The 14,318-nt window shown below is 72.4% G+C and carries 13 protein-coding genes; 4 read left to right on the top strand and 9 right to left on the bottom strand.

The features are described 5' to 3' along the window. The first annotated feature begins 74 nt into the window (after positions 1 to 74). Entirely contained in the window at positions 75 to 1,061 is a 987-nt protein-coding gene (locus ACXJKD_RS03375) for an alkaline phosphatase family protein (protein ID WP_457252943.1), read from the top strand. A gap of 55 nt (positions 1,062 to 1,116) precedes the next feature. On the opposite strand, the gene ACXJKD_RS03370 is transcribed toward ACXJKD_RS03375, so the two are convergent. The 5 genes from ACXJKD_RS03370 to ctaE all read right to left on the bottom strand — a co-directional run bounded on the left by ACXJKD_RS03370 (position 1,117) and on the right by ctaE (position 5,999). Then, positions 1,117 to 1,467: a metallopeptidase family protein gene (locus ACXJKD_RS03370; protein WP_457252942.1), complete on the bottom strand. Its 351-nt coding sequence runs from the start codon at positions 1,465 to 1,467 to the stop codon at positions 1,117 to 1,119. A 91-nt stretch (positions 1,468 to 1,558) separates the two neighbouring features. After that, on the bottom strand, positions 1,559 to 3,328 hold the full coding sequence (qcrB, locus tag ACXJKD_RS03365) for a cytochrome bc1 complex cytochrome b subunit (protein WP_457252941.1): 1,770 nt from the start codon (positions 3,326 to 3,328) through the stop codon (positions 1,559 to 1,561). After that, complete coding sequence (gene qcrA, locus ACXJKD_RS03360; RefSeq protein ID WP_457252940.1) at positions 3,325 to 4,416, bottom strand: cytochrome bc1 complex Rieske iron-sulfur subunit; 1,092 nt, start codon at positions 4,414 to 4,416, stop codon at positions 3,325 to 3,327. Before qcrA ends, qcrB begins: the two co-directional genes overlap by 4 nt. An 85-nt stretch (positions 4,417 to 4,501) precedes the next feature. Beyond that, the gene (qcrC, locus tag ACXJKD_RS03355; RefSeq protein ID WP_457252939.1) at positions 4,502 to 5,287 is read right to left on the bottom strand and encodes a cytochrome bc1 complex diheme cytochrome c subunit; all 786 of its coding nucleotides are present in this window, start codon (positions 5,285 to 5,287) and stop codon (positions 4,502 to 4,504) included. A 64-nt stretch (positions 5,288 to 5,351) separates the two neighbouring features. Next, positions 5,352 to 5,999, bottom strand: a complete 648-nt coding sequence (ctaE, locus tag ACXJKD_RS03350) for an aa3-type cytochrome oxidase subunit III (RefSeq protein ID WP_457252937.1) — start codon at positions 5,997 to 5,999, stop codon at positions 5,352 to 5,354. Positions 6,000 to 6,113: 114 nt separating this feature from the next. Here ctaE and ACXJKD_RS03345 point away from each other — a divergent pair, with 114 nt between their 5' ends. Together ACXJKD_RS03345 and trpD are read left to right on the top strand one after the other, a co-directional pair. Next, complete coding sequence (locus tag ACXJKD_RS03345; RefSeq protein WP_457252936.1) at positions 6,114 to 6,578, top strand: hypothetical protein; 465 nt, start codon at positions 6,114 to 6,116, stop codon at positions 6,576 to 6,578. Between the two features lie 4 nt (positions 6,579 to 6,582). Beyond that, entirely contained in the window at positions 6,583 to 7,680 is a 1,098-nt protein-coding gene (gene trpD / locus ACXJKD_RS03340; protein WP_457252935.1) for an anthranilate phosphoribosyltransferase, read from the top strand. Positions 7,681 to 7,694: 14 nt separating this feature from the next. On the opposite strand, the gene ACXJKD_RS03335 is transcribed toward trpD, so the two are convergent. The 4 genes from ACXJKD_RS03335 to ACXJKD_RS03320 form a co-directional block, all read right to left on the bottom strand. After that, positions 7,695 to 9,077 carry a pyridoxal phosphate-dependent decarboxylase family protein gene (locus ACXJKD_RS03335; RefSeq protein ID WP_457252934.1) on the bottom strand — a complete coding sequence of 461 codons (1,383 nt, stop codon included), beginning with the start codon at positions 9,075 to 9,077 and terminating at the stop codon, positions 7,695 to 7,697. Positions 9,078 to 9,156: 79 nt separating this feature from the next. Further along, complete coding sequence (locus ACXJKD_RS03330) at positions 9,157 to 11,706, bottom strand: SCO7613 C-terminal domain-containing membrane protein (protein ID WP_457252933.1); 2,550 nt, start codon at positions 11,704 to 11,706, stop codon at positions 9,157 to 9,159. A gap of 146 nt (positions 11,707 to 11,852) precedes the next feature. Then, on the bottom strand, positions 11,853 to 12,137 hold the full coding sequence (locus ACXJKD_RS03325; protein WP_057377683.1) for an Lrp/AsnC family transcriptional regulator: 285 nt from the start codon (positions 12,135 to 12,137) through the stop codon (positions 11,853 to 11,855). A gap of 48 nt (positions 12,138 to 12,185) precedes the next feature. After that, positions 12,186 to 13,919, bottom strand: coding sequence for a DEDD exonuclease domain-containing protein (locus ACXJKD_RS03320; RefSeq protein WP_457252932.1), 1,734 nt, complete (start codon positions 13,917 to 13,919; stop codon positions 12,186 to 12,188). Between the two features lie 173 nt (positions 13,920 to 14,092). On the opposite strand from ACXJKD_RS03320, the gene ACXJKD_RS03315 reads away from it, so the two are divergent. Next, positions 14,093 to 14,314, top strand: a complete 222-nt coding sequence (locus ACXJKD_RS03315; protein ID WP_457252931.1) for a hypothetical protein — start codon at positions 14,093 to 14,095, stop codon at positions 14,312 to 14,314. Positions 14,315 to 14,318 lie beyond the last annotated feature (4 nt).

The following is a 14,318-nucleotide window of genomic DNA, read 5'->3' as shown; positions in this document are numbered from 1 at the left end:
GTCGTCACCCCGCGAGTCGTCACCCCGCGAGTCTCGAACGGTGCGTCGCCGCCGGGGTGTGTCATCGTGCAAGGGTGCACCGGACCAGCCTGCTCGTCGCCAGCTCGGTTCTCGCTGTGCTCGGCCTCGCCGGGTGCGCGGACTCGTCGGGCGGTGACGCGGTCGGCAGCACCGCCACGACCACCAGCAGCGCGACCGGCGACAGCCCGGCGACCACCACGACGACCACCACGACGACCACCACCACCACGGGGTCGGCGGCCGCGTCCGCGTCCGCGGTGGTCCCGGTCAGCAAGCTGATCGTCTTCGTCGTGGAGAACCACTCGCTCGCCCAGATGCGCGCGCAGATGCCGTACACCTACCGCCTCGCGAAGACCTACGGCTACGCGACCAGCTACTTCGGGGTGCGCCATCCGTCCCTCCCCAACTACATCGCCATCGCGGCGGGGAGCACCCGACTGGTCACCACGAACAAGTCGCCGGCCGACAACGTGCCGGTGCATGGCCCCTCGGTCTTCGGCCGGGCGATCTCCGCCGGACGCACCGCGGCGGTCTACGTGGACGCGATGCCGGGCAGCTGCGCCCTGCTACCGAGCGGGCGGTATGCGGTCAAGCACAACCCGTGGCCCTACTTCGCCGACGAGCGGGCACTGTGCCGCAGGTACGACCTGCCGGTCACCGCGTTGGGACCGGCGGTCGACGCGGGCCACCTGCCGAACGCTGCGATGGTCGTGCCCGACCTGTGCCACGACGCCCATGACTGCAGCCTCGCGACGGCAGACCGGTGGTTCCAGGGGTGGATGACCAGGATCGAGGCGGGCCCGGACTGGAAGGCTGGTCGGCTCGCCGTCGTGCTCACGGCCGACGAGGACGACAAGAGCGCCGGCAACCGCGTGCTCACGGTGGTGGCGCACCCCAGCCAGCGACACCGGGTGGTGACGGCCCGGCTCGACCACTACTCCTTGGCCCGGCTCTACGCGGAGGTCACCGGCACCGAGCCGCTCGGACGCGCGAAGACCGCCACGTCGATGGCCGCGGCGTTCCACCTGCCGCTGCCCTGACGGGACCACGCTGTTGGGGACCGGCTCAGACCGGCTCAGACTGGCTCAGATCGGCTCAGGCCCAGCCGAGGGCGTGGAGTCGCTCGTCGTCGATGCCGAAGTGGTGGGCGATCTCGTGCACCACGGTCACGGCGATCTCGTCGAGCAGGTCCTCGCGGTCCTTGCACATCCTGGTCAGTGGCCCGCGGAAGATCGTGATCCGGTCGGGGAGGGCGCCTGCCCACGCGTCACCGCGCTCGGTCAGGGGCGTCCCGTCGTAGACCCCCAGCAGGTCGGGGTCGTCGGCCGGTGGCTCGTCCTCGACGAAGAAGACGACGTTGTCGAGCAGCCGCATCAGCTCCGGCGGCACCGCGTCCAGGGCATCGCCGACCGCCTGCTCGAACTCCGCCGCGTCAATCTCGACCACGGGTCCAGCCTGCCATGGGCGGACCGGGCTCTGGGTCGCCTGGGCGGCCCTGTGACCTGCTGGGGTGCCCCCCCGTGGGCACCGGCGGGCCTCAGGGGCGCTTGGGGGGCTCCCTGCGGGCGCTCTCGAGGGCGGGCCGGGTCTCGTCGCTACCCGCCTCGATGGCGCCGATCGACTCGCGCCCGTGGCCGTCGTGGTGGGCGGCGGCGAGCTCGGCCGGCGTGACCGGGTTGATCGAGTCGCTGAAGTAGAACCGGGACAGCGCCGAGCGGGCCTGGTCCTTGCGCGCGGTGGGGGAGGCCACCCCGTGCTCGTCGGTCGCCTTCTCGAGGGTGAGCACGTGGTGGGGCTCGTGCTGCACGAGGTTCCAGCGGGTGAACTCGTCGAGCGGCTCGTGCTGCTCGAAGAACTTCCCGTCGGCGGTCCGGATGATGCGACCGGTCTCCCGGCCGTGGAGCACCAGGTCGCGGTCCTTGCGCTGCAGCGACAGGCAGATCCGCTTGGTCACCCAGAACACCAGCGGGGGAGCGATGAAGAACGCCGCCCGCAGGATGTGGGTGATGTCGTTGATCGACAGGTGCAGCTTGATCGCCATGAGGTCGTTGCCGGCGGCGAACATGAGCACGCCGTAGGCCGTCAGCGCTGCCATCCCCAGACCCGTGCGGGTGGGGTTGTTGCGCGGCCGGTCGAGCAGGTGGTGCTCGCGGTTGTCGCCGGTCACCCACCTCTCGAGGAACGGGTAGATGGCCATCAGCCCGTACATCACGGGGATGAGCAGGATGGCGCCGATCATGACGTTGAACGAGAAGGTAAACCCGAACGCGGTGAACTCCAGCCAGCCGGGCAGCAGGCGCAGCGCCCCGTCGGCGAAGCCCATGTACCAGTCCGGTTGGGACCCCGCGGTCACGGGCGACGGGTCGTAGGGTCCGTACGCCCAGATCGGGTTGATCGTGACCAGGCCCGAGATGAGGGAGATGACGCCGAAGACGATGAAGAAGAAGCCACCGGCCTTGGCCGCATAGACCGGCATCACGGGGAAGCCGACCACGTTGTCGTTGGTGCGACCCGGCCCCGGGAACTGGGTGTGCTTGTGCACGAAGACCAGCCCGATGTGGGCCGTGAACAGGCCGACCAGGATCGCCGGGAGCAGCAGGACGTGGATCGAGAAGAGGCGGGGGATGATCGCCTCGCCCGGGAACGGACCGTCGAACAGCGCGAACGACAGGTAGGACCCGAGCACGGGCACCGAGCGCATGAAGCCCTCGGCGGCGCGCAGGCCGGTGCCGGACAGCAGGTCGTCCGGGAGCGAGTAGCCGGCGAAGCCCTCCACCAGCGCGAGCATCGACAGGATGCAGCCGATCACCCAGTTGATCTCGCGCGGCTTGCGGAACGCGCCGGTGAAGAAGACGCGGAGCATGTGGACCGACAGCGCCACGATGAACATCAGGGCGGCCCAGTGGTGGATCTGGCGGATCAGCAGGCCCCCGCGGATGTCGAACGAGATGTCGACGGTGGAGCGGAACGCCTCTGACATCGTGATGCCACGCAGCGGCAGGTAGGAGCCGTCGTAGACGACCTGACCGGCGCTCGGGACGAACCAGAAGGTGAGGAACGTGCCCGACAGCAGGCAGATGATCATCGAGTACATGGCGACTTCGCCGAGCATGAAGGACCAGTGCTCGGGGAAGACCTTCTTCATGAGGTAGCCGACGGGCTTGGCGGCACCGGTGCGGTCGTCGAGCCAGCCGGCGACTCCGCCGACGGCCTTCAGGGCGGGGGCGGTGGGTGCCTCGGGCGTGACGTCGTCCTTGCGCAGGCGATCGATGGGGTCGGCCGACCCGCTGCGTCCGTTGCTGCTCATGCGGAACCACGCTCCCAGAAACTCGGACCGACAGCCTCACGGAACGGGGCGTCGGCCACCAGGTAACCCTCGGAATCGACGGTGATCTTCAGCTGCGGCAAGGGGCGCTTGGCCGGGCCGAAGATGACCTTGCAGTCCTGCGTCACGTCGAACGTCGACTGGTGGCAGGGGCAGAGCAGGTGGTGCGTCTGCTGCTCGTACAGACCCACGGGGCACCCGACGTGGGTGCAGATCTTGGAGTAGGCGACGATGCCCTCGTGGCCCCAGTCGCGCTCCTTCTGGGGCTTGATGTCCTCGGGGTTGAGGCGCATCAGCAGCACGGCGGCCTTGGCCTTGTCCTCGAGGACGTGCTCGGAGTCCTTGATCGACTCGGGGAGCACGTGGAAGACCGAGCCGATGGTGACCTGGTCGGCACGGATCGGCGTGCGCTCGGGGTCGCGGACCAGCCGGTCGCCCTTCTTCCACATGGTGGTGGACAACTGGTCCTTCGGGAGCGGGCCCAGTCCGCCGACCAGCGGCAGCAGGATCGCGATCGGCGGCAAGGCGAGCGCGCCGGCCAGCGAGAACTTGATGAGGGGGCGGCGGCCGAGCTGGGCCTTCTCGCCACCGTCCATGAGGTTGGTGACGACCCGCTGACGGTCCTCGTCACTGGCTCGCTGGGTGTGGCGGTACTCGACCGACTCGCTGTCGGGCATGAGCGTCTTGGCCCAGTGCACGGCACCGACGCCACAGCCGAGCAGGGCCAGCGCCATGGTGACCCCGAGGGCCACGTTGTAGATGCTGGCGTTGCCGATGCCGGGGATGAAGCCGGACTGCTCGGGGTCGATGGCGAAGTAGGCCACGACGAAGAGGATGGTGCCCAGGCTGGAGAGCCCGAAGAGCGCCGCGACCTGCTTCTCGGCGCGCTTGGCGCCCTTCTCGTCGAGGTCGGCCATGCGCGCGACGTGCGGGTGCAGGCCCGGGTCCTCGAAGCGCGCCGGCAGGCCGCCGGTGCCCTCGACGTGGCCCTGGTCGAGGCGGACCGCGGTCGACCCGTAGCCGTCGCCGGTGCCGACGACCTCGCCGTGCGGCGTGTCGTGTTCGCTCATCGTGTCGTGGGTCCTGTCGAGTCGCGGTGGTCAGTTCCAGTGTCGCCGCACGGGGCGGATGTGGCCAGCCATGGTGACGCAGTCATCACGCGGCCTTCCGACCGAGCCAGACGGCGAAGCCGACCATGATGCCGAGCCCGAAGATCCAGACGAACAGTCCCTCGGAGACGGGGCCGAGGTTGCCCAGGGCCATGCCACCGACGTTCTCCTGCTGGTCGACCTCGTGGAGGTAGGCGACGATGTCGTTCTTGGCCTCGGGCGAGATGTTGTCGTCGCTGAAGACGGGCATCGACTGCGGGCCGGTCACCATGGCCTCGTAGATGTGCTTGCCCTCGATGTTGCGCAGGGCGGGGGCGTACTTGCCCCGGGTGAGCGCGCCACCCGAGCCGGCGAAGTTGTGGCACATGGCGCAGTTGACCCGGAACAGCTCGGCGCCGAGGGCGACGTCGCCGCCCTCACCACTGGTGTACTCCGCGTCGGGCACGGCGGGACCGGGGGCCAGCGACGCGATGTACGCGGCGACGGCCGAGATCTGGTCCTGGGTGAACCGGACCTCCTCGGCGCGGGGCGCCTGGACGTTCGGGGCAGCCATCGGCATACGTCCGGTGCCCATCTGGAAGTCCACGGCGGCGGCGCCGACGCCCGGCAGGGCGGGGCCGGCCTTCGTGCCCTGGGCCTGCAGGCCGTGACACGTCGCGCAGTTGGCCAGGAAGAGCTTCTTGCCCTGCTCGACCGAGCTGGCCGCGGCGGTGGCGGCGTCGGCCTGCTTGGGAGCGAAGGTGGAGTACGCGACCCCAGTGAGGATCAGACCCAGGAGCAGGAGCAGGGCGATCGCGGCCGGGTGTCGGCGGCGGGCGGCCAAGGCGTTCACGGTGCGGTCCTGTCGACGGAGGTGGGCAGGGCTGGCTGGGGGTGCAGGTGGAGCATCGTGCGGGTCACTTCAACAGGTAGATCGTCGCGAACAGCGCGATCCACACGACGTCGACGAAGTGCCAGTAGTAGGAGGTCACGACAGCACCCGCGGCCTGCGCGTGGCTGTAGTGCCGGGTCGTGAAGGTGCGGCCGATGATGAGCAGGAAGGCGAGGAGGCCGCCGGTCACGTGCATGGCGTGGAAGCCGGTCGTGAGGTAGAAGACCGAGCCGTACGCGGTGGACGAGAGCGTGATGCCCTCGTGGACGAGCTCGGAGTACTCGAGCACCTGCCCGGACACGAAGATCGCGCCGAAGATGTAGGTCAGCACGTACCACTCGCGCATGCCCCAGCTCTTGACCGCGAGGAGGCTCGCGTCGCCGCGGTGCGGCTTGCCGTGCTCCGCGGCGTGGACACCGAGCTGGCACCACACCGACGACACCACGAGGATGATCGTGTTGATGGTGGCGAAGGGCACGTTGAGCACGTCCGTCGACGTGTCCCACAGGTTCGGCTCGACCGAGCGGATCGTGAAGTACATCGCGAACAGGCCAGCGAAGAACATCAGCTCGCTGGAGAGCCAGACGATGGTGCCGACCGACACCATGTTGGGTCGGGACACCGGCCCGTGGCCGGGGATGCTGCCGGCCGAGCGAGCGGGTTCAGAGGTCACGGGAGATGCGGTCGCCACGTGCGCCAGATTAGCCACATTCCCCGTCCGGCACACCGTCGACCCCCCGATGGGTGCGTCACCGCGCCGAAACGCCGCACCGGTAGCATCTGCGTCATGACCGCTTCGCACGCGACCGCCGCCGACGTCCCGACCTCGTCGGGGTCACCAGCGGGGTCTTCGACCCGTCAGATCTCGGTGCTGCTGTACAGCGACGACAGGACCACCCGGGACGCTGTCCGCGTCACCGTGGGCCGTCGTCCGGCCCGTGATGTCGAGGTCTCGTCGTGGCGTGAGTGCGCGACCGCGGCGGCGGTGATCGAGGCCGTCGAGAACGCCTCGTTCGACCTCCTCATCCTCGACGGCGAAGCGGCCCCGACCGGTGGGCTCGGCCTCTGCCGCCAGCTCAAGAGCGAGATCTTCGGCTGCCCGCCGATCCTGGTCCTGACCGGTCGCCCGCAGGACGGCTGGCTGGCCACCTGGTCGCTCGCCGACCTGGCCGTCCCCCACCCGCTCGACCCGATCGCGCTGGCCTCGGCCGTGGCAGAGCTGGGTCGTGGCGGACGTCCCAGCGCCTCCTGAGCCGGTGACCGCACGCGAGCCGGCCGGTCACACCTGGCCGGACCTGCTCACCCTGCTCATCGCCGGTGAGCACCTCAGCACCGACCAGGCCGCCTGGGCGATGAACGAGATCATGGGCGGCGAGGCCTCGCCGGTCCAGGTCGCCGGCTTCCTCGTCGCGCTCCGGTCCAAGGGCGAGACGGTGGAGGAGCTGCGTGGGCTGGCCGACGTCATGCTCGCCCACGCCAACCAGATCGAGGTGCCGGGGCCGAGCCTCGACATCGTCGGCACCGGTGCCGACCGCTCCAACACGGTCAACATCTCCACGATGGCGTCGGTCGTCATCGCGGCCAGCGGGGTCCAGGTGGTCAAGCACGGCAACCGGGCCGCGTCGTCCGCCTCGGGCTCGGCCGACGTCCTCGAGGCGCTGGGCGTCAACCTCACCCTCACGCCGGCCCAGGTGGCGCAGGTGGCCGCCGAGGCCGGCATCACCTTCTGCTTCGCGCAGGCCTTCCACCCGGCCATGCGGCACGCCGCCGCCGCCCGCAGTGGGCTCGGCGTCGGCACCGCCTTCAACGTCCTCGGTCCGCTGACCAACCCGGCCCGTCCCACCTACGCCGCCGTGGGGGTGGCCGACCCGCGGATGGCGCCCCTCATCGCCGGGGTCTTCGCGGGGCGAGGCTCCGAAGCCGCCGTCTTCCGCGGCGACGACGGGCTCGACGAGCTGACCCTCAGCACGACCTCGACCGTGTGGTGGGTGCGCGACGGCGCCGTCACCCAGCGCGTCTTCGACCCGCTCCACGTCGGCCTCGAGCGGCAGCCCGTCGAGGCCCTGCGGGGCGCCGATGCGGCCCACAACGCGCAGGTCGCCCGCGACCTCTTCGCGGGCCAGCGTGGTGCGGTGCGTGACGCAGTGGTGCTCAACGCCGGCATGGCGCTCGCGCTCGCTGGTCGCGACCTCGCCGGCGGCGCGGAGCCGGCCGGGCACGACGCCACCGACGAGGCGTTCGCGGCCGGCGTGCGCCTCGGCATGGACCGTGCCGAGGAGGCGCTCGACTCCGGTGCGGCCGCCGCCCGGCTCGAGCAGTGGGCCGCCGCGACGCAGCGCCTCACGTCCGCCTGACCACCAGCGCCCGCTCAGCGGCGGTCCTCCGCGGCCACCCGCAGGATGGCGGCGACGGAACGGTCGACGTCCTGCTCGGTCGTCGACCAGTTCGAGACCGAGACCCGCATCAGCCGGCGGCCGTGCCAGGTCGTCGCACCGAGCCAGCAGGTCCCCTCCCGCTGGACTCCCTCGACGATCCGGTCGGTGCGCTGGTCGCTGCCGAAGCCGACCAGCACCTGGTTGAGGACGACGTCGTTGACGACCTCGGCGCCACCGGCTTCGAGGCCAGCGGCGAAGCGCTGGGCCAGCGTGCAGCTGCGCTCGACCAGGTCGGCGACGCCGTCGCGTCCCAGCTCGCGTAGGGCCGCCCACACGGCGAAACCCCTTGCCCTCCTTGAGGACTCGGGCACCAGGTCGCCCAGGGCCGGCGTCGGGCCGCCCTGTCCGGTGAGGTATGCCGCGGTGTAGGACAGCGACCCCGCGTGCACCTGGGGGTGGGCGCAGATGGCGAAGCCGCAGTCGTAGGGCACGTTGAGCCACTTGTGTCCGTCGCACGACCAGGAGTCCGCGAGGTCGACTCCGTCGACGAGGTGCGCCCGCGCAGGGCTGGCCCCGGCCCAGAGGCCGAAGGCACCGTCGACGTGGACCCAGGCCCCGTGGCGCCGGGCCACCGCCACCGCCGCCCGCAGGTCGTCGCACGCGCCGGTGTTGACGTTGCCGGACTGGAGGCAGACGATCGTCGGCCCCGGGTCCGAGCGGGCCAGCACGGCCGTCAGGTCGGCCACGTCGATGGCGCCGTTGGCGTCCGTCACCACCTCCTCGACGACGGCGGTCCCGAACCCGATCAGCCGCAGCGCCCGGTCGATGGTCGCGTGGCGCTCGACGCTCGCCACCACCCGCACCCGGGGTGCCCCGAGGAGGCCGTCCTTCTCGACGTCCCAACCCGCCGCGGCGAGGACGTGGTGACGCGCCGTCGCGAGGCTGACGGTGTTGGCCCCCTGGGCACCCGTGACGAACCCGACGGTGGCCCCGGCCGGCAGCCCGAGCAGGTCCTTGAGCCAGCCACCCGCGAGCTCCTCGGCCACCGCGCCGGCGGGGGAGAGGGTCGCGTTGAACGCACACTGGTCCCACCCGACCGCGACCATGTCGGCCGCACTCGCAGCCGGCAGTGCTCCACCGATGACGAAGCCGAAGAAGCGCGGCCCGGGGGTGCCGACCAGCCCCGGCCCGAAGGTCTCGACCAGCTCGTCGAGGACCTGCCCGGCCGGGGTCGGCTGCTCACGCAGGGCCCCGTCCGCGGACGCCCGCAGCTCCTGCGCCGAGGCACGGGCCGCGACGGGTGCATCAGCCACCGCGGCGCGGTGGTCGGCTGCCACGCGGGCAGCCCGGTCGAACAAGGTGGTGAGGTCGTCCATGACGCGAAGGTACGCCCGCCTCCCGGCCCACCGCCCCCCACTTCTGGCCGACCACGGCCGAGACGGGTCAGGACACGGGTCAGGACATGGATGCCAGCCAGCTGACGGCCTGCCGGGCGTCGGCCCGACGCTGCTCGTACCGCGCGCCGACGGCGAGGAGCAGGACCCCGAGCGCCCCGAGGGTCAGGTAGCGGGGCAGCAGCACGGCATAGGGGAGCGGCTGGGTGAGGGCGACGGTGGCGGCGCAGGCCGCGCCCAGCACCACCAGCGCCTGCCAGCGGCGCAGCGCCCCGAGCACCAGGACGGCGACGGCAGCGGCGACCGTGACGAGCGGGCGGACCAGGCCGTCGTCGACCGTGGTGAAGAGGGTGGACGGCAGGAGGGCGACGGCCAGACCCGGCCCGGCCGTGAGCCACGAGTGGTCACCGAGCTCGCGGTGCGACCAGAGACCGGCAGCGAGCAGGAACGCGGCCAGCGGCAGCGTCCAGGCCTCCAAGGTGGTCACGTCCGCGTCCCCGAGCTCCACCCACACCGCTGCCGTCAGCGCGGCCACCGCGATGGTGACGACGGCGCGGCGGTGCGGCAGGGCGGCATACGCGACAGCCACGAGCCCGTATGCCGCGGCGGCCAGCGAGGCGGCGTGCGGCCAGGAGCGATCGACGGCGACGACGACGGCGGTGACCGCGACGAGGACCGCCAGGGCGCCGAGGACGAGCTCCTCGGTGCGGTGACGACGCCACTGGGCCAGCGCGGCGAGGCCGAGCGCGGCGGCGGCCAGCAGCACCCACTGGGAGCGCGGGCCGACCAGGCCACCGCCCAACCACAGCGCCCAGACCGACGCGACGGTCGTCGTGCCGCTGGCGATGGGGCGCAGGTGCGGGCGCAGGACGGCGGTGGCACCTCCGGTCAGGGCGATGACCACGAGGACGGCGATCACGACCTCGTCGGCGAGAGCGGTGCCGGCCGCCGCGGCCAGGGCGCCGAACACGGCGAGGTGGCCGACGACGGCGAGGGGCGCCTCCTCGGGTTCGGCCTGCCGCAGCAACCCGACGGCGACGAAGGCGGCCCCCGCGGCCGCGGCCGCGAGCACCGCGGCGGCGTCGGAGAACATCGAGCCGGTGAGGGCGGCGGCCGCCACCGTGGCGACCGCCCCGACGGCGCTGGCGGCCGCGCGCCAGGTCGGCCGGTGCACTGCCGCCGTCGCGGCCACGAGGGCGGTCGCGGTCAGGGCGATGGTCGTCGCCGGCCTGGACCCCTCGACGGCGCAGACGAACACGAGGACACCGAGCGTCGCACCGGCCTGGGCCTCGACCCAGGCGACGCCGCGCGAGGTGGTGCGGGGGCGGGCGACCACGAGCGCGGTGGCGGCCACGGCTGCGACGACGGCGAGCACCGCCGACCAGAACGCCCCGAGCTGCAGCGCCAGTCCGAGCACAGCAGTGGGGCCGGCCACCGAGGCGGCGACGGCGACCACCCCGAGGGCACGCCAGTCACCGGCCAACGCCCGCGCGGTCCAGTCGGCGCGCGCGGCGGCTCGGGTGCCCAGGCGCGCGGCGCGGACCGCGACGACGCGTCGCACGACGAGGGCGCCCGCGACGGCCAGCGTCGCCAGGGTCGCCACGCTGACCACGCCGTCTGCGGTGACCCCCTGGACCACCGGGCCGTCGACGCCCGGACCGGTCGGAGCAGACAGTGCGTCGAGCCCGGCGCCGAGCGCCCCGACGGCAGCGGTGACCGCCGAGAAGGCGGTCCACCCTGCCGCTGGACCGGTGGCGGCGCGGCGGGTCAGCCCGAACGACGGGGGGACGACCAGGTGCAGGGCGCCGAACAGCACGGCGCCGGCGAGGGCGAGGGCGGCGACCCCGGCGGCGTGGTCGGCGAAGGCCACGACGCCGGCCCACCCGAGCGAGGCGGCGGTCAGCGAGAGGAGGGCGAAGCCTGCGATCCTGCGGTCGGTGCGGTGCAGGGCGGCGAGGACGATGGCGGCGAGCAGCCCAGTGACCGCGGCATAGGTGCGCCCGTCGACCGACTCGAGGTCGGCCAGCCCGAACCGCCGCGCAGCCGCCACGTCAAGGAGGAGGAGGCCGCCGGCCACGAGGGCCAGGGCTTCCGCACTGCTGGGCAGGCGTCGGCGGGACAGCACCAGCGAGGCCACCGTGGCCGCGGCGGTGAAGCCACCCATGACGAGCAGCTGACCGACGATGCCGATGAGGAACCACGCGATCGCCAAGGCGATCGACCCGGCCACCAGGACCAGCAGCACCCCGATCGCCAGCAGGGTCTGCTGGGTGGTCCAGGCGCGGCGCGCGGGCGCGGCGGGCGGGGGTGCTGCGTGGTCCGTCTCACCGGGCTGGCCCGACTGCGCCATCGAGCTCGCGCCGCGCAGGGGCGCGTCCGGTGCGGTCGCGACGGTGGTCGGGGAGCCGGCAGCGGCGACGGATGAGGAGGCGTCCCCTGCCCGCAGCGCGGCGATCAGCTCGATGCGCTCGCGTTGGAGCGCGGCCAGGCCCTGGTCGACCTGCCACAGGCGCAGGGCGTTCGGGCCGGTGAGGGGGAGGTGGCACCCTGGGCACGACCTGGGCGACTCGGGCAGGAAGCGAGCGCAGGCGGGGCAGGGGATGGGCGGCATCGGTCCTCCGGAGGGTGCAGGAGCTCAGCGCTCGGTGGCACGAGTCTGCAGGTCAGGAGGGTTGCGCGGATGCGTGTTGCTACTCAGATCGGCCGTGCGGCCGAGGCAGTGGTGAGTCGAGGCCGGGGGTGACTGGGGTCGAAGGGTCAGTCACCGTCGAGGCCGAGGCTGAAGGCGGCCTCGAGGTCGTGCGTGGAGTAGGTGCGGAACGCGATGTGGGTGTTGGTGCCCGTGACACCGTCGACCTTGTTGAGGCGGTCGGCGATGACGTCGTTGAGCTGCTCGTGCTCGCGGACCCGGATCATCGCGATGAGGTCGGCATCGCCGGCGACCGAGTAGACCTCGGAGACGCCCTCGAGCTCGGCGATGGCCTGGGCCACCTCGGGGATGCGGTCGACCTTGGCGTTGATGAGCACGATGGCGGAGATCACGAGCCCACTCTATCGGCGCCGCTGGCGTAGCGGGTGGGTCCCCGGAGGCTAGGACGCCGCGACGAATCCGGCCACCGCATGGCGGGCCACCACCTGCGGCTCCAGCTCGGCCCGCGCACCGCCGGCGCCACCGACCGGGCAGGTCCACTCGCCGTCGAGGTCGACGATCCGCACGCCGGGGGCCTCCAGCCAGCGCAGGATCTTCTCGGTCTCCTCGGGGATCGCCGCCGGGGACGGCCACGGCGCGGGGAGGACCACCTCGGCGCTGGTGCGGACGGCCTCGACATAGGGCATCGGGTCGGCACCGCGAGGGGACACCGTGCTGGCGGCGAGCCGACCGTGCCGGACCACGATGACCTCCCAGCCCCCGGCCGTGGCCGAACGGGCCGCGACGATCTCGCGACTGGCGGCGAGCGGCGCGATGCGCTGGGCCCTGGCCATGCCGCGCACCAGCGCGAGCATCCGGTCGCGCAGGGTGCCGGCGTCCTCGAACCGCTCCTGGTCGGCCAGCGACCCCATCCGGGTGCGCAGAGCGGTCACCACGTCGCGCGAGTCGCCCGCGAGGGCGTGCACGGCGTCCTGGACGACCGCGGCATACTCCTCGACGCTCTGGGCGCCGGTGCACGGTGCGCCACAGCGGCCCATGTCGGCGAGCGCGCACGACCCCACCCGCCGGGTGGGGGACAGCCGCTGGACGCACTGGCGCAGCGGGATCACCTCGTGGACGGCCGCCACGGCGGCCTCGGCCGAGCCGCGGCTGCCGAACGGACCGATGTAGCGGGCTCCGTCGCCCCGGACCTCGCGCACGATCGACAGCCGGGGAAAGGCCTCGACCGTCAGCTTGACCCAGGTGGCCCGCTCGGGGGTCTTGGAGCGCCGGTTGTAGCGCGGCTTGTGCTCGGCGATGAGGCGCAGCTCGCGCACCTCGGCCTCGAGGGTGGTGGCACACACGATCGGGGTGACGGACTCGGCCAGCCGCACCATCTCGGCCATCCGGGTGCGCTGCTCGGACGCCGTGAAGTAGCTGCGGACCCGCGTGCGGATGTTGATCGACGTGCCCACGTAGAGGACCCGGCCGTCGCCGTCCTTGAAGAGGTAGACCCCCGGCTGGTCGGGCAGGCCGTCGGCGAGCCAGCGCTTGCGGCGCTGGGCGGGGCTGACCCGCGAGGTGTAGCTGGAGAGCTCCTCGAGCGTGTGGACGCCCAGGCTGCCCACCCGCCCGATGAGGGCGTGCAGCACGTCGACGGTCGCCTGTGCGTCGTGCAGGGCGCGGTGGTCGGGCGTCGTGGTGGCCCCGAACAAGGCGGCCAGGGTGGAGAGCTTGTGGTTGCGGGCCTCGTCGCGGTTGACCAGCTGACGGGCCAGGTGGACCGTGTCGAGCACCGCGTGGCGCGGCCACTCGATGCCCTGCTGGCGGGCGGCCATCTTGAGGAAGCCGATGTCGAAGCCGGCGTTGTGGGCGACCAGCACGGCTCCCCGCGCGAACTCGAGGAACGCCGGGAGGGCGGCCTCGATCCGGGGGGCGTCCGCGACCATGGCGGTGGTGATGCCGGTGAGCGACTGGATGAACGGCGGGATCGGCAGGTGGGGGTTCACCAGGGTCTGGAACTCGCCGAGCACCTCGCCGGCCCGGACCTTGACGGCGCCGATCTCGGTGATGGCCGAGTCGGCCGGGCTGCCGCCGGTGGTCTCGAGGTCGACGACGACGAACGTGACATCGGCCAGTGCCGTGCCCAGGTCGTCGAAGGTGCCTTGCACCATCTGGTCGCCGGCCGTCTGCATGGTCCCGACGGTAGGCCGCGGGTGTGACAGCCCCCGGCAGGCGCGCCCTGCCACCGGCTGTGGCGTGGGATCGGGGTGTGCCGTGTCGCGGGCGTTGTCAGTGCCCTCACCTAGCGTCGTCGACAGGTCACACGACAGAAGGACTCCCCGACTGAGAGAGCGAGGTGATCGCGATGATCATCGACTGCCAGAGCTGTCCCGTGCGCGACCTGCACTGCGCCGACTGCATGGTGACGGCCATGCTCGTGCCCCAAGGCGCCGAGCTGCCCCTCGACGCCGTCGAGCGGTCCGCCGTGGCCCGGTTCGCCGAGGCCGGGCTGGTCAGCGCGCACGAGGCCTCCTCGGCCAGCGCGCGCCGCGAGCCGTGGGCCGCCCACGTCCGCGCTGTCGGCTGAGCCG

The sequence above is a fragment of the Pedococcus sp. P5_B7 genome (assembly GCF_054049895.1).
This window is presented reverse-complemented; position numbering and strand designations above follow the sequence as displayed.

What these genes read in the sequence shown, in the direction of transcription:
- ACXJKD_RS03320 (WP_457252932.1), bottom strand. Translation starts at nt 13,919, where the DNA reads ATGCAGACGGCCGGCGACCAGATGGTGCAAGGCACCTTCGACGACCTG.
- qcrB (WP_457252941.1), bottom strand. Translation starts at nt 3,328, where the DNA reads ATGAGCAGCAACGGACGCAGCGGGTCGGCCGACCCCATCGATCGCCTG.
- ACXJKD_RS03315 (WP_457252931.1), top strand. Translation starts at nt 14,093, where the DNA reads ATGATCATCGACTGCCAGAGCTGTCCCGTGCGCGACCTGCACTGCGCC.
- qcrA (WP_457252940.1), bottom strand. Translation starts at nt 4,416, where the DNA reads ATGAGCGAACACGACACGCCGCACGGCGAGGTCGTCGGCACCGGCGAC.
- ACXJKD_RS03345 (WP_457252936.1), top strand. Translation starts at nt 6,114, where the DNA reads ATGACCGCTTCGCACGCGACCGCCGCCGACGTCCCGACCTCGTCGGGG.
- ACXJKD_RS03335 (WP_457252934.1), bottom strand. Translation starts at nt 9,077, where the DNA reads ATGGACGACCTCACCACCTTGTTCGACCGGGCTGCCCGCGTGGCAGCC.
- ACXJKD_RS03330 (WP_457252933.1), bottom strand. Translation starts at nt 11,706, where the DNA reads ATGCCGCCCATCCCCTGCCCCGCCTGCGCTCGCTTCCTGCCCGAGTCG.